This window comes from Pseudomonas sp. 05N36 (genome assembly GCF_056397385.1).
Window position 1 is genome coordinate 202,804 of the sequence record NZ_JBFTNH010000006.1, and the last position, 24,268, is coordinate 227,071.

The 24,268-nt window shown below is 59.8% G+C and carries 21 protein-coding genes; 9 read left to right on the top strand and 12 right to left on the bottom strand.

The window, feature by feature from the left end; all coding sequences use genetic code 11:
* Positions 1-43: 43 nt before the first annotated feature.
* Positions 44-2,548, bottom strand: coding sequence for a glycerol-3-phosphate 1-O-acyltransferase PlsB (gene plsB / locus AC1DIH_RS11205; protein WP_477771725.1), 2,505 nt, complete (start codon positions 2,546-2,548; stop codon positions 44-46).
* 246 nt (positions 2,549-2,794) lie between these two features.
* Here plsB and AC1DIH_RS11210 point away from each other — a divergent pair, with 246 nt between their 5' ends.
* A complete protein-coding gene (locus tag AC1DIH_RS11210; protein ID WP_019692071.1) occupies positions 2,795-3,004 on the top strand; it encodes a cold-shock protein in 210 nt (69 codons plus the stop codon).
* A gap of 157 nt (positions 3,005-3,161) precedes the next feature.
* On the opposite strand, the gene AC1DIH_RS11215 is transcribed toward AC1DIH_RS11210, so the two are convergent.
* The 4 genes from AC1DIH_RS11215 to AC1DIH_RS11230 form a co-directional block, all read right to left on the bottom strand.
* Entirely contained in the window at positions 3,162-3,539 is a 378-nt protein-coding gene (locus AC1DIH_RS11215; RefSeq protein WP_477771726.1) for a hypothetical protein, read from the bottom strand.
* A gap of 99 nt (positions 3,540-3,638) precedes the next feature.
* Positions 3,639-4,448, bottom strand: a complete 810-nt coding sequence (locus AC1DIH_RS11220) for a putative RNA methyltransferase (protein ID WP_477771727.1) — start codon at positions 4,446-4,448, stop codon at positions 3,639-3,641.
* Positions 4,448-5,599, bottom strand: a complete 1,152-nt coding sequence (gene dapE, locus AC1DIH_RS11225) for a succinyl-diaminopimelate desuccinylase (RefSeq protein ID WP_477771728.1) — start codon at positions 5,597-5,599, stop codon at positions 4,448-4,450. Before dapE ends, AC1DIH_RS11220 begins: the two co-directional genes overlap by 1 nt.
* A gap of 210 nt (positions 5,600-5,809) precedes the next feature.
* Positions 5,810-8,401, bottom strand: coding sequence for a glycosyltransferase (locus tag AC1DIH_RS11230; RefSeq protein ID WP_477771729.1), 2,592 nt, complete (start codon positions 8,399-8,401; stop codon positions 5,810-5,812).
* 268 nt (positions 8,402-8,669) lie between these two features.
* Between AC1DIH_RS11230 and tcdA the strand changes: the two genes are divergently transcribed.
* Entirely contained in the window at positions 8,670-9,482 is an 813-nt protein-coding gene (tcdA, locus tag AC1DIH_RS11235; RefSeq protein WP_427541022.1) for a tRNA cyclic N6-threonylcarbamoyladenosine(37) synthase TcdA, read from the top strand.
* An 88-nt stretch (positions 9,483-9,570) separates the two neighbouring features.
* Here tcdA and AC1DIH_RS11240 read toward each other — a convergent pair whose 3' ends face one another.
* The 7 genes from AC1DIH_RS11240 to map all read right to left on the bottom strand — a co-directional run bounded on the left by AC1DIH_RS11240 (position 9,571) and on the right by map (position 17,812).
* A complete protein-coding gene (locus AC1DIH_RS11240) occupies positions 9,571-9,975 on the bottom strand; it encodes a SufE family protein (RefSeq protein WP_477771730.1) in 405 nt (134 codons plus the stop codon).
* Complete coding sequence (locus AC1DIH_RS11245; RefSeq protein WP_477771731.1) at positions 9,972-11,177, bottom strand: aminotransferase class V-fold PLP-dependent enzyme; 1,206 nt, start codon at positions 11,175-11,177, stop codon at positions 9,972-9,974. The genes AC1DIH_RS11240 and AC1DIH_RS11245 overlap by 4 nt, the downstream gene beginning before the upstream one ends.
* Positions 11,178-11,294: 117 nt before the next feature.
* Positions 11,295-12,329, bottom strand: a complete 1,035-nt coding sequence (gene dapD / locus AC1DIH_RS11250; RefSeq protein WP_477771732.1) for a 2,3,4,5-tetrahydropyridine-2,6-dicarboxylate N-succinyltransferase — start codon at positions 12,327-12,329, stop codon at positions 11,295-11,297.
* Between the two features lie 33 nt (positions 12,330-12,362).
* A complete protein-coding gene (locus AC1DIH_RS11255; RefSeq protein ID WP_237142995.1) occupies positions 12,363-12,671 on the bottom strand; it encodes an arsenate reductase in 309 nt (102 codons plus the stop codon).
* Positions 12,672-12,961: 290 nt separating this feature from the next.
* Positions 12,962-14,161, bottom strand: coding sequence for a succinyldiaminopimelate transaminase (gene dapC / locus AC1DIH_RS11260; RefSeq protein ID WP_477771733.1), 1,200 nt, complete (start codon positions 14,159-14,161; stop codon positions 12,962-12,964).
* Positions 14,162-14,283: 122 nt separating this feature from the next.
* A complete protein-coding gene (locus AC1DIH_RS11265) occupies positions 14,284-16,986 on the bottom strand; it encodes a [protein-PII] uridylyltransferase (protein ID WP_477771734.1) in 2,703 nt (900 codons plus the stop codon).
* Between the two features lie 43 nt (positions 16,987-17,029).
* Entirely contained in the window at positions 17,030-17,812 is a 783-nt protein-coding gene (gene map / locus AC1DIH_RS11270; RefSeq protein ID WP_019692084.1) for a type I methionyl aminopeptidase, read from the bottom strand.
* 371 nt (positions 17,813-18,183) lie between these two features.
* Here map and rpsB point away from each other — a divergent pair, with 371 nt between their 5' ends.
* The 7 genes from rpsB to ispC all read left to right on the top strand — a co-directional run bounded on the left by rpsB (position 18,184) and on the right by ispC (position 24,263).
* Positions 18,184-18,921, top strand: a complete 738-nt coding sequence (gene rpsB / locus AC1DIH_RS11275; RefSeq protein ID WP_003219330.1) for a 30S ribosomal protein S2 — start codon at positions 18,184-18,186, stop codon at positions 18,919-18,921.
* A 204-nt stretch (positions 18,922-19,125) separates the two neighbouring features.
* On the top strand, positions 19,126-19,989 hold the full coding sequence (gene tsf, locus AC1DIH_RS11280) for a translation elongation factor Ts (protein ID WP_427534619.1): 864 nt from the start codon (positions 19,126-19,128) through the stop codon (positions 19,987-19,989).
* 210 nt (positions 19,990-20,199) lie between these two features.
* Positions 20,200-20,943: a UMP kinase gene (pyrH, locus tag AC1DIH_RS11285; RefSeq protein WP_011059526.1), complete on the top strand. Its 744-nt coding sequence runs from the start codon at positions 20,200-20,202 to the stop codon at positions 20,941-20,943.
* Positions 20,940-21,497: a ribosome recycling factor gene (frr, locus tag AC1DIH_RS11290; protein WP_477771735.1), complete on the top strand. Its 558-nt coding sequence runs from the start codon at positions 20,940-20,942 to the stop codon at positions 21,495-21,497. Before pyrH ends, frr begins: the two co-directional genes overlap by 4 nt.
* A gap of 17 nt (positions 21,498-21,514) precedes the next feature.
* The gene (gene uppS, locus AC1DIH_RS11295) at positions 21,515-22,270 is read left to right on the top strand and encodes a polyprenyl diphosphate synthase (RefSeq protein WP_054595911.1); all 756 of its coding nucleotides are present in this window, start codon (positions 21,515-21,517) and stop codon (positions 22,268-22,270) included.
* Complete coding sequence (locus tag AC1DIH_RS11300; protein ID WP_477771736.1) at positions 22,270-23,076, top strand: phosphatidate cytidylyltransferase; 807 nt, start codon at positions 22,270-22,272, stop codon at positions 23,074-23,076. The genes uppS and AC1DIH_RS11300 overlap by 1 nt, the downstream gene beginning before the upstream one ends.
* Positions 23,073-24,263, top strand: a complete 1,191-nt coding sequence (gene ispC / locus AC1DIH_RS11305; protein WP_477771737.1) for a 1-deoxy-D-xylulose-5-phosphate reductoisomerase — start codon at positions 23,073-23,075, stop codon at positions 24,261-24,263. Before AC1DIH_RS11300 ends, ispC begins: the two co-directional genes overlap by 4 nt.
* Positions 24,264-24,268: the final 5 nt, after the last annotated feature.

Genomic DNA, 24,268 nt, shown 5'->3' on the forward strand with positions numbered 1-24,268 from the left:
TTCGATAAAAGCAATTAACGGACCGCGGACGGCTTTAAATCATTTAGTCGGCTTGCGGCGCAGGCGCCGGTTGATCCGCCGCATCTTCGCTGCGGTGCAGCGCCACTTGACGGATCGACAAGCGAATCTCTGCCGGCAGCACGCGTTTGGCCGCGCCTTCAGCCAGTTCGCCGAGCAGTTCGTGGTGGCTCAGCTTGCCGGCTTCGTCGCGCTTGAGCACGTCGAGGTTCAGCAGGGTCTGGATGAAGTGGCGGAACAGGCTCTTGTCGAAGAACTCCGGGGCGTTCAGGCCATGCAGGATCGACAGGCGCTGGGCCATGACCGTGCACAGGTCTTCCAGTTCTTCGGCGGTGAGGGTGTTCTGGCCGCTGTTGAGCAGCAGGGAAACGGTCATGTAGAAGCGCTGCAAGGTCTGCGCGATGCTCTTGGACAGCAAGGTCAGCAACACGAAATGCCGGGAGCTTGGCGCCGGGCGCAGGTACACGTTGTTCTCGAAGCGCAGCAGGCCTTGTTCGACAAAGGCCTCGAGCCATTGATCGATCACCGCATCCAGTTCGTCCAGCGACCAGCGAATGAACAACTCCGATTGCAGGTACGGATACAGCGCGCGCGCGTAGCGCAGGATTTGTTCGCGGCTCATGCGCGAGGCGCTCTGGAAGAAGCTCGCGAGCAACGCCGGCAGGGCGAAAATGTGCAGCACGTTGTTGCGGTAGTAGGTCATCAGGACGGCGTTTTGCTCGTCCAGATAAAGAATCTTGCCCAGTGCATCGCTTTGCTCAGAGAGCAGGTCCATGTCCTTGACGTGTTCGATCAACGTTCGGCCGTCACCTTCCGGCAGCGTGGTGTGCGGCGAGTAAGGCACTTTGCGCAGCAAGGCCAGATACAGATCGAGCACCCGCGCCATGGCGCGATCGTCCAGCGCCAGACGGCTGGTGGAAAGCAGCGCCAGCGCCACCAGGTTCACCGGGTTGATCGCGGCCGCTTCGTTCAAGTGCCGTGCCACGCGTTCGCCGAGGCGGTTGGTGGTTTCGTTGAGCCAGGCGGGCCTGAACTGTGGGCCAAGCGCCTGGGTGCGCCAATCCGGTTGTTCGCTGTCGAGGAACTCCGCCAGTTTGATCGGCTCGCCGAAGTTCACCGCCACCTGGCCGAAGCGCTGCTTCAGCGCGCCGATGACTTTGAAGATGTCGAAGATCGACTCTTTTTTCTTGCTCGCGCCACGCAGTTCGCCGAGGTAAGTCCGGCCTTCCAGCACCCGTTCGTAACCGATATACACCGGGATGAAGACGATCGGCATGCGCGACGAACGCAGGAAGCTGCGCAGGGTGATCGCCAGCATCCCGGTTTTCGGTTGCAGCATGCGCCCGGTGCGCGAACGGCCGCCCTCGACGAAGTACTCCACCGGGAAGCCTTTGGTGAACAGCGTGTGCAGGTATTCGTTGAACACCGAGGTGTAGAGCGGATTGCCTTTGAAGGTGCGGCGCATGAAAAACGCCCCGCCGCGGCGCAGCAGGCTGCCGATCACCGGCATGTTGAGGTTGATCCCGGCGGCGACGTGCGGCGGCGTCAGGCCGTTGCGAAACAGCAGGTAGGAAAGCAGCAGGTAATCGATGTGGCTGCGATGGCACGGCACGTAGATCACTTCGTGACCCTGGGCGACTTTCTGCACGCCTTCGATGTGGTTGACCTTGATCCCGTCGTAGATCTTGTTCCAGAACCAGCTCAGCACCACTTCCAGAAAGCGGATCGCGGTGTAGGTGTAGTCCGAGGCAATTTCGTTGCCGTAACGCAGGGCCTGCGCCTTGGCTTTCTCGGGCGAAATGTTTTCGCGCTCGGCTTCGTCGAGGATCGCCTGTTTGACCAGTGGCTGATTCAGCAGGCCTTTGACCAGGTTGCGCCGGTGAGAAATGTCCGGGCCGATGACCGCGGCTTTGAGGTTGCGAAAGTGCACTCGCAAAATACGTTGGGCCATGCGTACGGTGCGTTCATGGCCCTTGTTGTGCTCGATCAGCTCACGCAGGTGGATCGGCGCGGAGAATTGCACGCGGGTCTTGCGCCCCAGGATCATGATGCTCAGCAATCGGCGCAGACGCCCGGTCACCGCCCAGCTGTCAGCAAAGAGCAATTTCCACGGGCTCGATTCGCTGTCTGGCGACTGGCCCCAGAACACGCTGACCGGGATGATCTGCGCGTCTTCGGCGGCATTCTGGCTCAGGGCACTGACCAGCCGGGTCAGGGTGGGCGGTGCGCCGCGCTTGTCCTGGCGCCCGAGCCAGTCGGGCTCGGGCGTCAGGTAGAAAAACGCCGCAGGCTCCAGCAGGTTGCCCACCGAGGTCGGCAATACCGGGCGTGGCAGCCCGGCCTTGCTGCATTCGGTATCGACCACGGCGAGGTCGGTCAGCGAAGGATTTTGCAGGACGTAGAACACCGGGCGACTGCGGTCGAGGTTGAGGGTGAAGGACGACTGGTTGATCGTCTCCGAGCGAACCCAGAGGTACAACAGTCGGCGCAAGGTGCCAAATACCAGACGGCGGAACGGGGAGCGGGTCATACGGCTTCTGCTTTAGTTGAAAAAACCGAGCAAGCGCTCGGGGCCGGTAGTGTGCCGTATTCGTCGAAAATCGGCAAAAAAGCGCCGAAGTAATCTTGAGTTGAGAGTTTTTGTGGCTGTCATATACTCGGCCTTCCGTTTGCCACTATCGGCGCTGTTTCTTACAGAAAACCGAGCGCTGGCAAACGTTCTCAAGGCGTGTTCATGAACAGGCCGACCAATAATAAAAAGAGGGGGGATTGATTGATGGCAACGCGCGAGACCGGCAACGTGAAGTGGTTCAACGACGCCAAGGGCTACGGCTTTATTCAGCGTGAGGGCGGGGCAGACGTGTTCGTGCACTACCGCGCGATCCGTGGCGAAGGCCACCGCTCGTTGGCCGAAGGCCAGCAGGTTGAATACGCAGTGGTCGATGGGCAGAAAGGTTTGCAGGCTGAAGACGTAGTAGGTTTGTAAACCCAATCTTCGCCTCATACAAAACCACTGTGGGAGCGAGCCTGCTCGCGATGACGTCATTCGACGCGAATATCTACTGCGCGTCTTGCACCGCTATCGCGAGCAGGCTCGCTCCCACATTAGATCTCTGTTGAGCATGCCATCGCAGGTTCAGGTTTTAAGCGGTTTTCCAGGTGATCTCTTCTTCACCGTCGACGCTGATCCGAATCCAGCGATCCGCCGTCTCTTCACCTTCGTCCTCGACCCAGCTCCCCGGCGCGCAGCGCACTTCGACGTTCAGCGCGGCAAAGGCGGCGCGGGCGCAGGCGATATCGTCGTCCCACGGCGTCTGGTCGCTTTCCAGGTACAGGCTGTTCCACTTGCCCACGGCTTTTGGCAGCCAGGTCACAGGCACGTTGCCGGCCTTGCACTTGTAGGTCTGACCTTTCTGAACCCAGTCGGTGCAAGGACCCAGCGCCGCGCCGAGCCAAGTGGCGATGGCCTTGTAGTCGACGTCGGCGTCTTTCAGGTAAATCTCGATATCGGGTTGGCGCATGGATGTTCCTCACTGCGGGTTTCGAAAAATCCATTCGCGGATTTAGCCGGTCTCAAGCCACTGCTCAAGACCAAAAGTTTAAGGGTTGCTCTCAGATAATTACTGCAGAACGAAGTAATCGTAGCGCATCGACACACTGACCTCGAACGGCTCGGCCTGTTCGATGACGGCCGCCCGGCGTTCGGCACTGGCGCGCCAGCCGTGAGGCGTCATGGCCAGCAGGTTGGCGCGGTCCTGGCCGTTGACCAGGTTCAGTTTGAATTCGAGGATTTCGCTGTGTTGCAGCGTCATGCCTTCCGGCACCAGGGCCAGGTGCTTGTCATCGGTGTATTCACGCACTTCGTCGTACAGACGCTCACGCAGTTCCATCAAATGGCCGCTGGTCGGCCCGACTTTCATCAAGCCGCCACCCGGGCTGAGCAGGCGTTTGGCTTCCTGCCAGTCGAGCGGGCTGAACACGCTGGCGAGGAACTGGCAGCTGGCATCGGCCAACGGCACCCGGGCCATGCTGGCGATCAACCAGGTCAGCTGCGGGTTACGTTTGCAGGCGCGCTTGACCGCCTCGCGGGAGATATCCAGTGCGTAGCCGTCGGCATTTGGCAGGGCGTCGGCGATTTGCGCGGTGTAGTAACCCTCGCCACAACCGATGTCCAGCCAGCGCTGTGGCGCACGTTCAGCTGCCAGTTCGGCGAGACGCTTGGCCACCGGCGCGTAGTGCCCGGCATTCAAGAAGTCGCGGCGGGCTTCGACCATGGCCTGGTTGTCGCCAGGGTCACGGCTGTTCTTGTGTTGCACCGGCAGCAGGTTCAGGTAACCCTGGCGGGCGCGGTCGAAGCGATGCCCGGCCGGGCACGCGACGCCGTTGTCGACCGCGTTCAGCGGCGCGCTGCAGATAGGACAGGCGAGCATCAGGCGAGCAACTTGATCAGGGTCTGGTAGTAGATTTCGGTCAGCAGATCGAGGTCGCTGGCCAGTACACGCTCGTTGACCTGATGGATCGTCGCGTTGACCGGGCCAAGCTCGACCACTTGCGTACCCATGGTGGCGATGAAGCGACCGTCCGACGTACCACCGCTGGTGGACGCCTTGGTGTCGCGACCGGTGATGGTCTTGATGCTTGCCGACACCGCATCGAGCAGGGCGCCCGGCTCGGTGAGGAACGGCAGGCCGGACAGCGCCCAGTCGATGTGCCAGTCCAGGCCGTGTTTGTCGAGGATATCGGCCACTCGCTGTTGCAGGCCTTCGACGGTCGACTCGGTGGAGAAACGGAAGTTGAACACCGCCACCAGATCACCGGGGATCACGTTGGTCGCGCCAGTGCCGGAGTTGACGTTGGAAATCTGGAAACTGGTCGGCGGGAAGAAATCGTTGCCGTGGTCCCAATGCTCGGCGGCCAGTTCGGCCAGGGCCGGGGCGGCGAGGTGGATCGGGTTCTTCGCCAGGTGCGGGTAGGCCACGTGACCTTGCACACCGCGCACGGTGAGCTTGGCGCCAAGGGAGCCGCGACGGCCATTCTTGACCACGTCACCGACCAGCGTGGTGCTCGACGGTTCGCCGACGATGCACCAGTCCAGACGCTCTTTGCGCGCTGCGAGGCGTTCGACCACTGCTTTAGTGCCGTGATGCGCCGGGCCTTCTTCGTCGCTGGTGATCAGGAAGGCGACCTTGCCCTTGTGGTCCGGGTAGTCGGCGACAAAACGTTCGGCCGCCACGGTCATGGAGGCCAGGCTGCCTTTCATGTCCGCCGCGCCACGGCCGCAGAGCATGCCGTGTTCGTCGATCACCGCGTCGAACGGGTCGATTTGCCAGGCCTGTACCGGGCCGGTCGGCACCACGTCGGTGTGACCGGCGAAGCACAGCACCGGGCCTTCGTGTTTGCCGTGGGTGGCCCAGAAGTTATCCACATCTTCGATGCGCATCGGCTCAAGTGCAAAACCGGCATCGCCCAGGCGCTGCATCATCTGCTTCTGGCAATCGGCGTCGACCGGCGTCACGGACGGACGACGGATCAGGTCGATAGCGAGTTGGAGGGTCGGCGAAAGGTCGGCGTGGGCCGTCATGTGAGAACTCCGAAAGCTGTCAATGTGGGAGCGAGCCTGCTCGCGATGGCGTCATCACCATCAACATAGAGGTTGAATGTGACGGACTCATCGCGAGCAGGCTCGCTCCCACAGGTATAGGGCGGGCCATCTGGGGCAGGGCGCGCGAAATGGCAGATATCTTAAAGCAAAACGGCGGCCAGAGGCCGCCGTTTAGTGGTTTGCGCAGATTTAAGCGGCAGGTGCCGGCTCGGTTTCTGGCGCAGGTTTTGGCAGAGAAGACAGGAAGGCCATGATCAGCGCGGCCAGATACGGCAGCGACTGCACCAGCAACATGGTCACCCAGAAGCGCATGTCGTTGCTCGGGATGCCCTGCACCAGGTAGATCCCCAGCGCCGCGCCCCACAACAGCAGCATGATGAACAGCTCTTCGCGCGCTTCCGAAATCGCTACCCAGAAGCCGTGGTTATCGGCATTTTTCGGGGTACGGAAAAACGGAATGCTGCTGGTGAAGAAGCCGTACAGCACCGCTTTGGCGATGGTGTGCGACAACGCCAGGCCAGCCAATGCCGCGCAGAATGCGTCCTTCAGGTTGACCCCGACCGCACGGCGGTAGAGGAAAATGATCTTGCCGACCTTGAACACGAACAGCGCCAATGGCGGGATTGCGAAGATCAGCAGCGGTGGATCGACCCGTTGCGGCACGATGATCATCGCCGCCGACCAGAGCAGGGCACCGACGGTGAAGAAGATGTTCATGCCATCCGCGACCCACGGCAACCAGCCCGCGAGGAAGTGGTAACGCTGGCCACGGGTCAGCTCGGTGTCCTTGCCGCGCAACAGGCTGGCAGTGTGCCGCTTGATGATCTGAATCGCTCCGTAGGCCCAGCGGAAACGCTGTTTCTTGAAGTCGATAAAGGTATCGGGCATCAGGCCCTTGCCGTAACTGTTGTGGTAGTACGCCGCCGACAGGCCTTTTTCGAACACCCGCAGACCCAACTCGGCGTCTTCGCAGATGCACCAGTCAGCCCAGCCGAGTTCTTCGAGCACCGAGCGACGGGTCATGGTCATGGTGCCGTGCTGGATGATCGCGTCACGGTCGTTACGGGTCACCATGCCGATGTGGAAGAAGCCTTTGTATTCCGCATAGCAGAGCTTCTTGAAGGTGCTTTCGTTCTGGTCGCGATAATCCTGTGGCGACTGCACCACGGCGATTTTCGGATCGGCGAAGTGCGGCACCATGTGCTTGAGCCAGTTCGGGTCGACGCAGTAGTCCGAGTCGATCACCGCGATCACTTCGGCATCCTTGGCGGTGTGCGGGATCAGGTAGTTCAGCGCACCGCCCTTGAAACCGGCCAATGGCGAGACGTGGAAGAACTTGAAGCGCGGGCCGAGGGTTTCGCAATAGGCCTGCACCGGTTCCCAGACGGCCGGGTCCTTGGTGTTGTTGTCGATGATCAGGACTTCGAAGTCCGGATAGTCGAGGTTGGCCAGGGCGTTGAGGGTCTGTTTGACCATCTCCGGCGGCTCGTTGTAGCACGGCACATGGATCGAGACTTTCGGACGGTAGTCCGAGTCGCCCACCACCGGCAGGAATTCACGCCGACGTTTGTGGGTCCAGACGGTCTCGGCCAGTTCGTGGGCTTCGGTCAGCAGTACGATAAATACCCCGAGCGCACCGAGGGCGAGCAGAAAGCCCACCGTCAGGCTGAACCAGGTGCTGTATTGCTGGCTGTAGTCGTAACCGATCCACACCAGTGCCGAACCGCCGAGGAACGCGGTGAAGGTCAGGAAGGTCCGACCGCGCTGGCGCAGGGCCGAGCCGTCGATCATCAGCAGGGTCAGGGACAACAACGCCAGGACCACGGAGCCGACCGCCAGTACTCGCCATTGCGGAATCGCTACGACCGGGCCTTCGAAGTTGAATTTCTGCTGACGCGCAGCGTTGAACACACCCCAATAGGCGCCTACCGAACCTTCGTCGCTGGCTTTCCATGGCTGGTCAAACGCTTCGATCACGAAGTAGTTGAAGCCCTGGCGGTTGAGCTTGTTCACCAGCGTGCGCAGGTAAATCGCCTGGTCGGCCGGGGTCGCATCAGCACCACCGCGCATGCGGCCATTGCTCGGCCAGCCCACTTCGGACAGCAGCAATGGCTTTTTCGGGAAGAGTTTTTTCAGGTCGCGGGCACGGTCCAGAACAAACTGGCCGGCCTGGTCCACCGGGATGAACTCCCAATACGGCAGGATGTGAGCCGCGATCAGGTCGACGTGCTTGGCCAGCATCGGGTTTTCTTCCCAGACGTGCCATTGCTCGGACGTGGTCACCGGGACCTTTACCGCTGCGCGCACGCGATCGAGGATCACGCTCAATTGCTCGGCGGTGATTTCCTTACGGAAGATCGCTTCGTTACCGACCACCACGCGCACGACGCTGCGCGAGCTGTTGGCCAGCTCGATGGCGCGCTGGATCTCGCGCTCGTTACGCTCAAGATCGGGGCTGATCCAGATCCCGAGCGTTACGCGCAGGCCGAATTCTTCCGCCAGTTTCGGGATGTCCGCAAGCGTACCGTCGACGGAGTAGGTCCGGATGTTGTCGGTCAGCTTGCTCATGATCTCCAGGTCGCGACGCATTTCATCGTCGGACGGGAACTGGTTTTTCTGTGGGAACTGGCCTTGCTGGAACGGCGAGTAAGAAAAACCGGAGATCTGCTCAGGCCAGTTGGGGGTCGTGACGGGGCGGTTGATCAGCGCCCAGAAACCGGTGAACAGCGCGGCAATCGCCAGCACTACCACCAGATTGAGTCCAAATTTACGCGATGACATAGCTATATCGGGTTCCAAAAGGTGCGGAACGAGGGGACGGTTGGCACGCGCCAATCGGCGCGCATCCTACACTGGCCTTCAACTGAGCGTACAGCAGACAGAAAAAAGCCGGACATTGGGCAAGCCATCTTCGCTTAAGTTCTTTTGTGTGACAAAAAATGTACATATGCCGGCACAAATAAAGCGCGACCCGCTGCCGTTTATAGCGCAAAGATGTTCTTGGCACGCATCGGCCCTATAATGCGCGCCGGTTTTTAGGGTAGTGGTCATGAGTACAGAAGATCCGCGGTTTGCTGGCATTGCCCGCTTGTATGGCATCGAAGGCCTGGCGCGTTTGCGCGCGGCCCATGTGGCGATTGTTGGCGTCGGTGGCGTCGGTTCCTGGGCGGCGGAAGCCATGGCCCGTTGCGGTGTCGGCGAAATCTCGCTGTTCGACCTTGATGACGTGTGCGTCAGCAACGCCAATCGCCAGTTGCATGCACTGGACAGTACCGTCGGCAAACCCAAGGTCGAGGTGATGGCCGAGCGCCTGCGCGGGATCAACCCGGAATGCACGGTGCACGCGGTGGCGGACTTCGTCACCCGCGAGACCATGGCCGAGTACATCACGCCAAATATCGACTGCGTGATCGACTGCATCGACAGCGTCAACGCCAAGGCTGCGCTGATCGCCTGGTGCAAACGCCGCAAGATCCAGATCATCACCACGGGTGGTGCGGGCGGTCAGATCGATCCGACGCTGATCCAGGTGTGTGACCTGAACCGGACCTTCAATGACCCGCTGGCCTCGAAAGTGCGCTCCACATTGCGCCGCGATTACGGTTTCTCACGCACCGTGACCCGTCACTACAGCGTGCCGTGCGTATTTTCCACCGAGCAACTGCGTTATCCGAAACCCGATGGCAGCATTTGCTTGCAGAAGAGCTTTGTCGGCGATGGGGTGAAACTCGACTGCGCTGGCGGTTTTGGCGCGGTGATGATGGTGACCGCGACGTTTGGCATGGTCGCCGCGACCAAGGCTGTGGATAAGATTGTTGCGGGTGTGCGGCGCCCGGCGGATCGGGTCAAGCCTGAGGTTTGACAGGTGTGGCTGATGGCCTCATCGCGAGCAGGCTCGCTCCCACAGTGAACGCATTCCAATGTGGGAGCGAGCCTGCTCGCGATGGCGATTAACCCGCCAACTCATTCATTCGCTGTAACACCGCATTCAAGCCATTGCTGCGCGACGGAGATAGCTGTCTGCTCAGACCCAACTGATCAAACCAGTCCGGCAAATCCACCTGTTGCAACTCGGCGGCGGTCAAGCCGTTGACCCGCGCCAGCAGCAGCCCCACCAACCCACGAATCAACCGTGCATCGCTGCTGGCAGAAAACTGCCAATGGCCGTCCTGCAGCGCACCCACCAGCCACACCTGACTTTCGCAGCCGTGTACGCGATTGGCCTCGGTCTTGTCTGCATCGCTCAACGCCGGAAGCCGTTCGCCCCATTGCATCAGCAAGCGAGCGCGTTGTTCCCAGCCGGCAGCGGCCTGAAAGGTTTCCAGTGCCGTAATGGCATCCGCCGGCAGGCTCATCGCAACAACTCCAGCGCTTGATCAAGGGCTTCGAAAAAGCGCTCAAGGTCTTCCGAGTCGTTGTACAGCGCCAACGACACCCGAATCGCTCCTGCCAATTCGAAGCTTTTCAGCAACGGCATTGCGCAGTGGTGTCCGGCACGTACGGCGATGCCCTGTTCGGTGAGCAGATGCGCCAGGTCGGCGTTGTGTACGCCTTCGACGACAAAACTGGCCAGTGCCAGTTGCGGTTTGCCAAGCAGGCGAATGCCATTGCGCGCCCGCAAACCCTTCAACAGGTAATCATGCAGCGCGGCTTCGTGGGCGCACACGGCGTCCTGGTCCAGACCGGCCAGATAGTCGAGGGTCGCGCCCAGGCCAATCACGCTGGCAATCGGCGGTGTGCCGGCTTCAAAGCCCAGCGGGGCTGGACGGAAGCGTGCGTCGTGGTAGTTGGCGTCCAGCACCATCTCGCCACCGAACTGCCATGGGCGCAACTGCTGCAAGGCTTCGTTGCGGCCATACAGCACGCCGAGACCGTCCGGGCCATAGAGTTTGTGGCTGGAAAAAACGTAGAAGTCGCAACCCAGTGCCTGCACGTCATGGCGGCCATGGACTACGCCTTGGGCGCCATCGACCACGGTCAAGGCGTCCTGCGCCTTGGCCAGCGCCAGCAACGGCGCTAACGGTTGCCAGGCGCCGAGCACGTTGGACAACTGGCTGACCGCCAGCAACCGCGTGCGTGGGCCGATCAGTTGGGTAGCGGCATCGAGATCGATCAAACCGTCCGCGTCCAGTGGCAACACCACCAGCTTCAGGTCGCGACGGTGCGCCAATTGCTGCCACGGCAGCAGGTTGGCGTGGTGTTCCAGGGCGCTGATGACCACTTCATCGCCCGGATTGAATAGGTGTTCCAAGCCGTAGGCCAGGAGGTTCAGCGCAGAGGTTGCGCCGTGGGTAAAGATGATTTGCCCACTGTTGCCGGCGTTGAGCCAATGCGCGACTTTACTGCGGCTGTCTTCGAACGCCTGCGTGGCATGGGCGCCGGGCAGGTGTTGCGCACGATGGACGTTGGCCGCGCCGTTGGCGTAATAGTGCGCCAGCGCATCGATCAGGGTTTGGGGTTTCTGGGTGGTGGCGGCGTTGTCCAGATAGGTCTGGTCTTGCCGTTGCAGAGCGGCGATGGCCGGAAAATCGGCGCGCCAGGGAGAAGGAATCATCATGTTGTTCGGCCCATGCGCATGACCCTGTGGGAGCGAGCCTGCTCGCGATGGCGTCCTTGAGGCCGCCAAAAAGCTTCGCGAGCAGGCTCGCTCCTACAGGTGATCATTTGAGGCTGCTTAGTTGTGAGCGTGCAGCGCTTCGTTCAGTTCGATGGCCGATTTGTGGGTTTTGCATTCCACGGCACCGGTCTCCGAATTGCGGCGGAACAACAGGTCAGGCTGGCCAGCCAGTTCGCGGGCCTTGAGCACTTTGACCAGTTTGTTGTTCTCGTCCAGCAGCGCCACTTTGGTGCCAGCGGTCACGTACAGGCCCGACTCAACGGTGTTGCGGTCGCCCAACGGAATGCCGATACCGGCGTTCGCGCCGATCAGGCAGCCTTCGCCAACCTTGATCACGATGTTGCCACCGCCCGACAGGGTGCCCATGGTCGAGCAGCCGCCGCCCAGGTCCGAACCCTTGCCGACGAACACGCCCGCAGAAACGCGGCCTTCGATCATGCCCGGGCCTTCGGTGCCGGCGTTGAAGTTGACGAAACCTTCGTGCATCACGGTGGTGCCTTCACCCACGTAGGCGCCCAGACGGATCCGCGCAGCGTCAGCGATACGCACGCCAGCCGGTACGACGTAGTCGGTCATTTTCGGGAACTTGTCGACCGAGAACACTTCCAGCAGCTCGCCACGCAGACGGGCTTCCAGTTGATGCTCGGCCAGTTCGTTCAGGTCGATTGCGCCCTGGCTGGTCCAGGCCACGTTCGGCAGCAACGGGAAGATCCCGGCCAGGTTCAGGCCGTGTGGCTTGACCAGGCGATGGGACAGCAGGTGCAGCTTGAGGTAGGCCTCAGGGGTGGAGCTCAGTTGTGCGTCTTCGGCCAGCAGGGTGGCAACCAACGGCTTGTGGCTTTCGGCCAGGCGGGTCAGCAACGCCGCTTGAGCCGCGTCGACACCTTTCAGGGCTTCAGCCAGTTGTGCGGCCTGGGCGGTAGTGAAAGCGATGGCCTGATTGCCTTCGGTGTAGCCCAGAATCGGCGCGACAGCGGCGACGAGCTCAGCCGATGGCTTGAGAACCGGAGCTGCGTAAAACACTTCCAGCCATGCACCTTGACGGTTTTGAGTGCCGACACCAAAGGCCAGGCTGAACAGGGGAGTGGACATGTTTATACCTCTAACAAAATTGAACGGGCTGGCTTACTTGAGCGCTGCCGCGTAAATGTCTGGCTTGAAGCCAATCAGGGTTCGGTCACCGAGATCGAGCACCGGGCGCTTGATCATCGAAGGTTGTGCGAGCATCAATTCGATAGCTTTCGCCTGGTCGAGATCGGCTTTGCGTTCGTCGTCGAGTTTGCGAAAGGTCGTGCCTGCACGGTTGAGCACCACTTGCCAGCCGTGCTCGTTGCACCACTGGGTCAGGTGTTCACGGTCGATTCCGGCCGTTTTGTAATCATGAAAGTCAAAATGCACAGCGTTTTCATCGAGCCAGGTGCGCGCCTTTTTCATGGTGTCGCAGGCTTTGATGCCGAAAAGGTGCAACGTTTTGCTTGAAGCGGTCAAGGAATTGCCCCCCTTTGGAGGTGCTGGAAATAAAAGACCAAGGATTATGCCATGAGCGAGCGGGTTCGGCGTCGGCCATGACCGGGCTTTGTCGCAATGCCAATGCCAATGCCAATGGCAGCTGTCAGCGGGCAGCTTAAGCGACCAATATGGCACTTCAACGGCGATTGATCGGGAGCCCTGGTCGGATTTCATGCAGGAGCTGCCTGCGGCAGCTCCTGCGGGCGATGTCACTGTTATCGACGGCGCAGAATGAAGTCGCGAATTCGCTCCGCCGCTTCAACGCATTCCGCCAAAGGCGCGACCAATGCCAGGCGCACCCGGCCAGCACCCGGATTGAAACCGTCAACTTCACGTGACAGGTACGAGCCTGGCACCACCGTCACGTGTTCTTCGACAAACAGATCACGGCAGAACGCGGCGTCATCGCCTTCAACATTCGGCCACAGGTAGAAACCGCCGTCCGGGCGCTGTACATCCATCACCGGGCTGAGGATTTCCAGTACCGCATCGTATTTCTCGCGGTACAGCGCACGGTTGGCCCGTACATGTACTTCGTCATTCCACGCGGCAACGCTGGCGAGTTGGGTCTGAACCGGCATGGCGCAGCCATGGTAGGTGCGATACAGCAGGAAGCCCTTGAGAATGTCGGCATCGCCGGCGACGAAACCCGAGCGCAGGCCCGGAAGGTTGGAGCGCTTGGACAGGCTGTGGAACACCACGCAGCGTTTGAAATCCTTGCGACCCAGTTCCACGCAGGCGCTGAGCAGGCCTGGCGGCGGGGTCTGTTCGTTGAAGTAGAGCTCGCTGTAGCACTCGTCGGCAGCGATCACGAAGTCGTGTTCGTCGGCCAGGGCGATCAGTTTCTTCAGGGTTTCGACCGGGATCAGTGCACCCGTCGGGTTGCCTGGCGAGCACAGGAACAGGATCTGGCAGCGCTTCCAGATATCGTCCGATACCGCATCGAAGTCGGGGTTGAAGCCGTTTTCATCCAGGCATGGCAGGTAATGCGGCTTGGCGCCTGCGAGGAACGCTGCGCCTTCATAGATCTGGTAGAACGGGTTCGGGCTGACGATCAGTGCGTCGTCGCCGCGATTGACCACGGTCTGGGTAAAAGCGAACAGCGCTTCGCGAGTGCCGTTGACCGGCAGCACGTTGCGCGCCGGATCGATCCAGCCACTCGGTACGCCAAAGCGGCGTTCGCACCAGCCGGCAATGGCTTCACGCAGTGCGGGAATGCCGAGGGTTGTCGGGTAGACGGCCATCTGATCCAGATTGCTCGCCAGCGCTTCAGCGACAAAACTTGGTGAACGGTGCTTCGGTTCGCCGATGGACAATGCAATCGGGCGCTTGTCCGGGTTTGGCGTCACCGCACCGAGCAGGGCGCGCAGTTTCTCGAACGGGTAAGGCTGGAGCTGGTTCAGAGCGTTGTTCATGAGGGCCTCTTTCATTGTGGGAGCGAGCCTGCTCGCGATAGCGATAGGTCAGTCACTGGCGATGCTGAATGGACTGACGCCATCGCGAGCAGGCTCGCTCCCACAGGGGAAAATTTGTTAATTCAGAAGCTGATGCGTGAAAGTTTGATATCCGGTTCGGGGCTGACGCTCAGTTGTTCGACGATCGCGTCCTGCAAACGGCTGCACAGCTGGGGGTCGGACAATGGGTGATTGCTCGCGTCGGTGATGAAGAACACGTCTTCGACCCGCTCGCCGAGGGTGGCAATCTTGGCATTCTGCAGCGACAAATCGAATTCGAGAAAGATTGTTCCGATCCGTGCCAACAGACCCGGACGGTCGGGGGCGCTGAGTTCCAGCACCGTCACCTGGCGCTGGGCGTCGTTGTGGATCGTCACTTGCGGTGCGAATGTAAAATGCTTGAGCTGGCGCGGCACCCGACGCTGGATGATGGTCGGGTAGTTGTCCGGGTTGCGCAGGGCCTCGGTCAGGCCATCGCGGATCTGCTTGACCCGTGCCGGGTTGTCGCCAATCGAGTCGCCGTCGGTGTCGAGCACGATATAGGTGTCGAGGGTGAACTGGCTGGTAGAGGTGATTACCCGGGCGTCGTGAATGTTCAGGTTGAGCTGGTCCATCGCGGCCACGGTCACGGCGAAGAAGTCGTGCTGGTCCGGCGCGTAGATGAAGATCTGCGTACCGCCCTCGAATTCGCGCTGGGTGGTTTCCTTGATCAGTACCAGTGGCCCGCCGTCGGCTGGCTGCTGGAGGATGGCCTCAGTGTGCCAGGCCACGTCGCCGGCGGTGTGACGCAGGAAATAATCGTCGCCCAGTTGCGACCACAGTTGTTCGACATCGTCCGGGTCGGTGCCGCCGCGTACCAGAATATCCAGGGCGGCACTTTGGGTCTGGCGGATCTGCTCTTCGCGATCGACCGGGTTTTCCAGGCCGCGGCGCAAGGCCCGCTTGGTTTCGGTGTAGAGCTGGCGCAACAGACTGGCGCGCCAGGAGTTCCACAACGTCGGGTTGGTGGCGTTGATGTCCGAAACGGTCAGCACGTACAGGTAATCGAGGCGGGTTTCGTCACCGACGATCTGCGCGAAGTCGTGGATCACTTGCGGATCGGACAGGTCTTTGCGCTGGGCCGTGGTCGACATCACCAGGTGGTTTTGCACCAGCCAGACAATCAGCCGGCTGTCCCACACGGGCAGTTGATGGCGTTGGCAGAACGCTTCGGCGTCGACCGCCCCGATATCCGAGTGATCGCCATGCCGGCCCTTGCCGATGTCGTGGTATAGCCCGGCAAGGTAGATCAGCTCCGGCTTGGGCAGCTTGCCCATGAGCTTGCTGGCCAGCGGGAATTTCTCGGACGCCTGGGTGTACTGCAATTTGCGCAGGTGTTTGATCAGGTTCAGGGTGTGGGCATCGACCGTATAAATATGGAACAGGTCGTGCTGCATCTGCCCGACGATAAAACCGAACTCTGGCAGGTAGCGCCCGAGAATGCCGTAACGGTTCATCCGTCGCAGGTTGCGGTGGATGCCGATCTTGCACTTGAACAGTTCGATGAACAGGCTGGTATTGCGAATGTCGTTGCGGAAGTCGTCGTCGATCAGGTGCCGGTGTTCGCGCAGCAGACGAATGGTGTCAGCCCGCACACCCTTGATTTCCGGCTGTTGGGCCATCAGCACGAAAATTTCCAGCATGGCAAACGGCGTGCGTCTGAACACGTTGGTGTTGATCGCCTCGATGTAGCCGTCATGCAGCTGGAAGCGCGAGTTGATCGGTTGCGGCGGCGCTTCATCTTCCGGCGCGAGGATGACTTCCTCGAAATGCTGGATGATCAGGTCGCTGAGCTGGGCAATGCTCATTACCACCCGGTAGTACTGCTGCATGAAGTTTTCGATGGCGTGCTTGGCGTCATCGCCTTCAAAACCCAGCAGCCCGGCGATCGAGCGCTGGTGGTCGAACAGCAGGCGGTCTTCAGCGCGGCCAGCGAGCATGTGCAGGGCGTAGCGAACCTTCCACAAAAACTCCTGGGAGGAGGCCAGCAGGGCGTTTTCGCTTTCGACCAGGAAGCCTTCGCCCGCCAGTGCACGCAGGTTGAGCGTGCCGTATTGGCGGCGTGCCACCCACAGAATCGTCTGAATATCCCGTAGGCCGCCAGGCGAGCCTTTGACGTTGGGTTCCAGGTTGTATTCGGTGTCGTTGTATTTGTGGTGACGTGCCTTCTGTTCAGCACGTTTGGCCAGGAAAAAATCCTTGGCCGGCCACATGTGCTCAGTGCTGGTGACATCGAGCATGCGCTGGCGCAAGTGCTCGGGACCGGCAATGGTGCGGCTCTCCATCAGGTTGGTGATGATGGTCAGGTCGGCGCGGGCTTGTTCGGCACATTCGTCGACCGAGCGTACGCTCTGGCCAACTTCCAGGCCGATGTCCCATAGCAGCGTCAGAAAACGCTCGATGGAGTCGCGGAAAACTTCGTGATCGGCGTTGTCCAGCAGAATCAGCAAATCGATGTCGGAGTAGGGGTGCAGCTCGCCGCGACCGTAGCCGCCGACCGCGACCAGCGCGATGTCGGCGTCTTCACTCCAATTGAACTGCTCCCAGGCCTGTTGCAGGATGTTGTCGACGAACCAGGCGCGATCCTCGATCAGCCGGCGAATATCCCGCCCGCTGCGAAAACGCGCGTCGAGCACCTCCCGTGCCTGGCGGATGGCCTTCTTGAAGGCCGCGATCGGGCTTGCCTTCAGGGCCAGTTCGGCCTGGAACTGGCCGCGGTCGAAGAGTTCGGGATCCACCTGCGGCATCGATTGGCATTCCTTCTATAGGCTGGGTGCGGAGCTTGTCGGATCAGGCCGAAACACGAGGGATGGTGTCATCGCTGCGCAGGGTGAAGATCTCGTAGCCGGTTTCGGTCACCAGCAGGGTGTGCTCCCACTGGGCCGACAGCTTGCGATCCTTGGTGATCGCGGTCCAGCCATCGCCAAGTACCTTGGTGTCGGCGCGGCCCTGATTGATCATCGGCTCGATGGTGAAGGTCATGCCGGCTTTCAGTTCCATGCCGGTGCCGGCGCGGCCGTAATGCAGAATTTGCGGCTCTTCGTGGAACACCTTGCCGATGCCGTGACCGCAGAACTCGCGAACCACCGAGAAACCGTTCTTTTCAGCGTGCTTCTGGATGACTTCGCCGATATCGCCGAGGCGGCAGCCAGGCTTGACCAGTTCGATGGCCTTGTACATGCATTCCTGGGTGACTTGCGACAGGCGCTCGGCCCAGACCGGCACGTTGCCGACGTGGAACATGCGGCTGGTGTCGCCGTGGTAGCCATCCTTGATCACGGTGACGTCGATGTTCAGCGTGTCGCCATCTTTCAGCGGCTTCTCGTTCGGGATGCCGTGGCAGACCACGTGGTTGATCGAGGTGCAGATCGACTTCGGAAAGCCTTTATAGTTGAGCGGGGCAGGGATGGCTTTCTGCTCGTTGACGATGTAGTCGTGGCAGATGCGGTCGAGCTCTTCGGTCGTGACGCCCGGCTTGACGTATTCGGCAATCATTTCCAGCACATCGGCGGCAAGCTTGCCGGCGATCCGCATTTTTGCGATGTCCTCTGGGGTTTTGAGGGTGACGGTCATACAGGTTCTCTCTACGCTCAGTGGCGCTTTCTATACGGAATGGGCTCTGCGTGATGCTGCTCGCAGCCCTGAAAAACACGATTCTAACAGACGATCACGGCGAATCCGCGCCTCTGTGCATCGCTTCTCTTTATAGAATGGCGCATTCTGGGGGGATTCCAAGGGCCGGAACAAAAGCACAGATCAGGTTTTAAGAATCCGGGTTTCGTTTTCGTCCTCCTTGTGATATAAAATGCGCCGCTTTCCGGGTATACCCCGAAAAGCTTAAATCCACACACGTGTCGACACGATGACCTGGGTGCCTTCAGCTGATGCTGCTGGTTGGTCATTGGGATACGTGGAGGCCAAACCCGACTTATTAAGGAACTATCATGTCCCAAGTCAACATGCGCGATATGCTGAAGGCCGGTGTGCACTTCGGTCACCAGACCCGTTACTGGAACCCGAAAATGGGTAAGTACATTTTCGGCGCGCGTAACAAGATCCACATCATCAACCTTGAAAAAACCCTGCCAATGTTCAACGAAGCTCTGACTTTCGTAGAGCGTCTGGCCCAGGGCAAAAACAAGATTCTGTTCGTCGGCACCAAGCGTTCCGCTGGCAAGATCGTTGCTGAAGAAGCAGCACGTTGCGGTTCGCCGTACGTCGATCACCGCTGGTTGGGCGGCATGCTGACCAACTTCAAAACCATCCGTGCTTCCATCAAGCGTCTGCGTGACCTTGAAGTACAAGCCGAAGACGGTACTTTCGCCAAGCTGACCAAGAAAGAGGCGCTGATGCGCACTCGCGACCTGGAAAAGCTCGATCGTTCCCTGGGTGGTATCAAGGACATGGGCGGTCTGCCTGACGCACTGTTCGTTATCGACGTTGATCACGAGCGCATCGCGATCACCGAAGCCAACAAGCTGGGCATCCCGGTTATCGGCGTAGTCGATACCAACAGCAGCCCGGAAGGCGTTGACTACATCATCCCAGGCAACGATGACGCAATCCGCGCTATCCAGCTGTACATGGGTTCGATGGCTGACGCTGTAATCCGCGGTCGCAACCACGTTGCTGGCGGCACCGAGCAGTTCGTTGAAGAAGCTCCGGTAGCAGCAGCTGAGTAATTGACGCCTTGGCGTTGACTCAGTAAGCAAAAAGGGGGCTTGGCCCCCTTTTTGCCACCTCGAAAACCATTTGTTGGCGCCCGTTTCAGGGATGCCGCTACTGCATTTGTAATGTGCAGCAGCTAACAAGGGTGGTTCGGGAAGAATTGAACGCCCGTTCGATCGGGTGGAATGGTTGATAACCTATCCAAGAGGAATTTTGAAATGGCAGAGATTACTGCAGCGTTGGTCAAAGAACTGCGCGAGCGTACTGGCGAAGGCATGATGGACTGCAAGAAAGCCTTGACCAAGGCTGGCGGCGACATCGAGAAAGCCATTGATGACATGCGTGCTTCGGGCGCCATCAAGGCAGCCAAAAAAGCAGGCAACGTTGCTGCTGAAGGCGCGATCGCTCTGAAGGAAGACGGTAAATCCGCAGTCCTGCTGGAAGTGAACTCGCAGACTGACTTCCTGGCTCTGCAAGATGACTTCAAGGTATTTGTTGCTGCTAGCGTTGAAAAAGCGTTCGCCGACAAGCTGACTACCGTTGAGCCTCTGATCGAAGCTCAAGAAGCTGCTCGCCTGGTATTGGTCGGCAAGGTTGGCGAAAACGTCAACATCCGTCGCCTGACTCGCGTTGAAGGTGATGTTGTCGGTGGTTACCTGCACGGCAACAAGATCGGTGTAGCTGTTGTTCTGAAGGGTGGCAACGTTGAGCTGGCCAAAGACATCGCTATGCACGTAGCGGCTACCAACCCTGAATTCCTGCTGCCGTCGGAAGTTTCCGCTGAAGCGATCGAGCGCGAGAAAGGCGTGTTCCTGACCCTCAACGCTGACAAGATCGCCGGCAAGCCAGAAAACATCGTTGAAAACATGGTCAAAGGCCGTATCAGCAAGTTCCTGGCTGAAGCGAGCCTGGTTGAGCAGGCGTTCGTCAAGAACCCTGAAATCAAGGTTGGCGAACTGGCCAAGAAAGCCGGTGCTGAAATCGTTTCTTTCACTTACTTCAAAGTAGGCGAAGGCATCGAGAAGCCAGTCGACAACTTCGCTGAAGAAGTTGCTGCTCAACTGGCTGCTGCCAAGCAGTAAGACGGTTTTTTTAACTGTCGCCCTGAAGAGGCTGCCCGCTCACGCGCGCAGCCTCTTTTCAGATGGGGAAGCCAATTTATTTGGTTTTCCGTCGGAACTGGCTTACAAAGCCGTGTTCCGATGGCGCTGTGACAGCGTCACGTTAGAGTGAACGCAGGCTGCAAACAGCCCGCAAAGAATTTTTAAAATACGCCGCAGGAGAGATTCGCAATGGCTCAGCAGGGCAGTGGTTATCAGGCTCGCTATAAACGCATTCTACTCAAGCTTAGCGGCGAGGCCTTGATGGGCTCCGAAGAGTTCGGGATCGACCCCAAGGTTCTGGATCGCATGGCGCTGGAAGTCGGCCAACTGGTCGGTATCGGCGTTCAGGTTGGTCTGGTGATTGGTGGTGGTAATCTGTTCCGTGGTGCGGCACTGAGTGCGGCCGGCATGGATCGGGTAACGGGTGACCACATGGGCATGCTGGCCACTGTGATGAACGCCCTGGCCATGCGTGACGCGCTGGAACGTGCGAATATCTCGGCTATCGTGATGTCGGCTATTTCCATGGTAGGCGTGACCGATCACTACGATCGCCGCAAAGCCATGCGTCACCTGAACTCCAAGGAAGTGGTCATCTTCGCTGCCGGTACCGGCAACCCGTTCTTTACCACCGACTCGGCAGCCTGCCTGCGCGCGATCGAGATCGATGCTGACGTCGTGTTGAAAGCGACCAAGGTTGATGGTGTGTACACCGCTGACCCATTCAAAGACCCGCATGCCGAGAAGTTCGATCATCTGACCTACGATGAAGTACTGGATCGCAAGCTGGGTGTGATGGATCTGACGGCAATTTGCCTGTGCCGCGACCACAAAATGCCGCTGCGCGTATTTAATATGAACAAGCCCGGCGCCCTGCTGAACATCGTGCATGGCGGCGCTGAAGGAACCCTGATCGAGGAAGGCGAGCAATGATCAACGAAATCAAGAAAGACGCTCAAGAGCGCATGACCAAGTCCCTGGAATCGCTGGTGCACGCTTTTGGCCAGATCCGTACCGGCAAGGCGCACCCAAGCATCCTGGGTAGCGTGATGGTGCCTTACTACGGTTCGGATACTCCTTTGAGCAGCGTGGCCAACGTCACCGTGAAGGACTCCCGGACCCTGCAAGTCGTGGCTTTCGAGCGCAACATGCTCGCAGCGGTCGACAAGGCGATCCAGAGTGCTGGCCTGAACCTCAACCCGACGAACCTGGGTGAGTTGCTGCTGATCTCCATGCCGGCCTTGACCGAGGAAACCCGCAAGGGCTTCACCAAGCAAGCGCGCAGCGCAGCCGAAGATGCTCGTGTCGCGGTGCGTAATATTCGCCGTGATGCTCTGGGCGACCTGAAGAAGCTGGTCAAGGATAAGGAAATCAGCGAAGACGAAGAGCGTCGCGCGAGTGCCGATATCGACAAGTTGATCAAAGACTTCGAGGCTCAGATCAATAAGCTCACCGAAGACAAAGAAAAGGACCTGATGGCCGTATAAGGGGTCAGGACGCCTTCATGGAAAAGACCAAGCAGCCAGTGCTGTCCTCGGTGCCGCGCCACGTCGCGATCATCATGGACGGTAATAATCGCTGGGCAAAAAAACGTTTCTTGCCCGGTGTTGCCGGGCACAAGGCTGGCGTCGATGCTGTGCGCGCGGTCATTGAGGTGTGCGCTGAGGCCGGGGTTGAAGTACTGACCCTGTTCGCCTTCTCCAGTGAAAACTGGCAGCGTCCGGCCGATGAAGTCAGCGCATTGATGGATTTGTTTTTCAAGGCGCTGCGTCGCGAGGCCAAGCGCCTGAACGACAACAACATCACGTTGCGTATTATCGGCGATCGTTCGCGTTTTCATCCCGAGCTTCAGGCAGCCATGCGTGAGGCGGAGGCAATGACAGTCGGCGCCAATCGTTTTGTCCTGCAGATTGCGGCCAACTATGGCGGCCAATGGGATATCGCCCAGGCCGCACAACGTCTGGCGCGAGAAGTTCAGGCCGGACATTTGCGTCCGGACGACATCACTCCGCAGTTGCTGCAGACCTGCCTGGCTACCGGTGATCTGCCGTTGCCGGATTTGTGCATTCGTACCGGCGGCGAACATCGCATCAGCAATTTCCTGCTGTGGCAATTGGCGTACTCCGAGCTGTATTTCTCCGACCTGTTCTGGCCGGACTTCAAACACGAAGCCATGCGTAATGCATTGGCCGATTTCGCTTCTCGCCAGCGTCGCTTCGGTAAAACGAGTGAGCAGGTCGAGGCTGGAGCCCGGGTTTAATGCTTAAACAACGAATCATCACTGCGCTGATCCTGCTACCGATCGCCCTGTGCGGATTTTTTCTGCTCGAGGGTTCCGGTTTTGCGCTGTTTATCGGCCTGGTCGTGACTCTTGGTGCCTGGGAGTGGGCGCGTCTGGCGGGCTTCACTGCGCAACCGATCCGCGTCGCTTATGCGGCGGTGGTCGCGGCGATGCTGTTTGTCATGCACGTGCTACCGGGGCTCTCGCCCTGGGTGCTGGGGGCTGCAGTGCTCTGGTGGGCGGTGGCAACCTATCTGGTGCTGACCTATCCCAAGACCAGTGAGCATTGGGCCAGTGCGGCCTGCAAGCTGGTGATCGGCCTGCTGATCCTGTTGCCGGCCTGGCAAGGTTTGATCCTGATCAAGCAAGAGCCGCTGGGCAACTGGCTGATCATGGCAGTGATGGTGCTGGTCTGGGGTGCAGACGTTGGCGCTTACTTTTCCGGTCGGGCATTCGGCAAGCGCAAGCTTGCTCCGCAGGTCAGTCCTGGCAAGAGCTGGGAAGGTGTGTATGGCGGCTTGCTGCTGAGTCTTGCGATCACCGCCATCGTTGGTCTGGTGCGTGACTGGACGGTCGGTGAGATGCTGAAAGGGTTGATCGGCGCGGCGATCATCGTGTTTATCTCGGTGGTCGGCGATTTGACCGAAAGTATGTTCAAGCGCCAGTCGGGCATCAAGGACAGCAGTAATCTGCTGCCGGGCCATGGCGGCATTCTGGATCGTATCGACAGTCTCACCGCGGCGATTCCGGTGTTTGCGGTATTGCTGTGGATGGCTGCATCGTGAGCCGCCCACAACAGATCACGGTCCTGGGGGCAACGGGCTCCATTGGTCTGAGCACCCTTGATGTCATCGCGCGTCATCCCGAGCGCTATCAAGTCTTTGCCTTGAGCGGCTTCTCTCGCCTGAGTGAGCTGCTGGCCTTGTGTATCCGCCACGTGCCGCGTTTTGCTGTTGTGCCGGAGCCCGTGGCTGCCCGGCGTCTGCAGGACGATCTGCGGGCTGCAGGTCTTTCTACGCGCGTGCTGGTGGGGGAGGAGGGCCTGTGTCAGGTCGCTTCCGACGCTGAAGTCGATGCGGTGATGGCGGCGATTGTCGGTGCGGCGGGATTGCGTCCGACGCTGGCGGCGGTCGAGGCAGGCAAGAAGATTCTGCTGGCCAACAAGGAAGCGCTGGTGATGTCCGGCGCTCTGTTCATGCAGGCTGTGCACAAGAGCGGGTCGGTGCTGTTGCCGATCGACAGCGAGCACAATGCGATCTTTCAGTGCATGCCCGCCGATTTTTCCCGTGGGCTTGGCGCTGTAGGTGTTCGCCGGATTTTACTGACAGCCTCTGGCGGTCCGTTCCGGCAGACTTCCATGGCTGAATTGGCGCATGTTACGCCAGAGCAGGCATGTGCCCATCCCAATTGGTCGATGGGGCGCAAGATTTCGGTCGATTCGGCCAGCATGATGAACAAGGGCCTGGAGTTGATCGAGGCCTGTTGGCTATTTGATGCCAAGCCGTCTCAGGTCGAAGTGGTGATTCATCCGCAAAGCGTGATTCATTCGCTGGTCGACTACGTCGATGGTTCGGTATTGGCGCAGTTGGGCAATCCGGATATGCGCACGCCGATCGCCAATGCGCTGGCATGGCCTGAGCGCATCGACTCCGGGGTTGCGCCGCTGGATCTGTTTGCAATCGCGCGTCTGGACTTCCAGGCGCCCGACGAAGAGCGTTTCCCGTGCTTGCGTCTGGCGCGCCAGGCGGCCGAGGCCGGGAACAGTGCTCCGGCCATGCTGAACGCCGCGAATGAGGTGGCTGTTGCAGCCTTTCTCGATGGACGTGTCCGTTACCTGGAGATCGCGAGTATCATCGAAGAGGTGTTGAACCTCGAACCTGTGGTTTCGGTCGATGATCTCGATGCGGTTTTCACTGCGGACGCGAAAGCACGTGTCCTGGCCGAGCGTTGGTTGAGTCGTCACGGGCGATAGGTGTT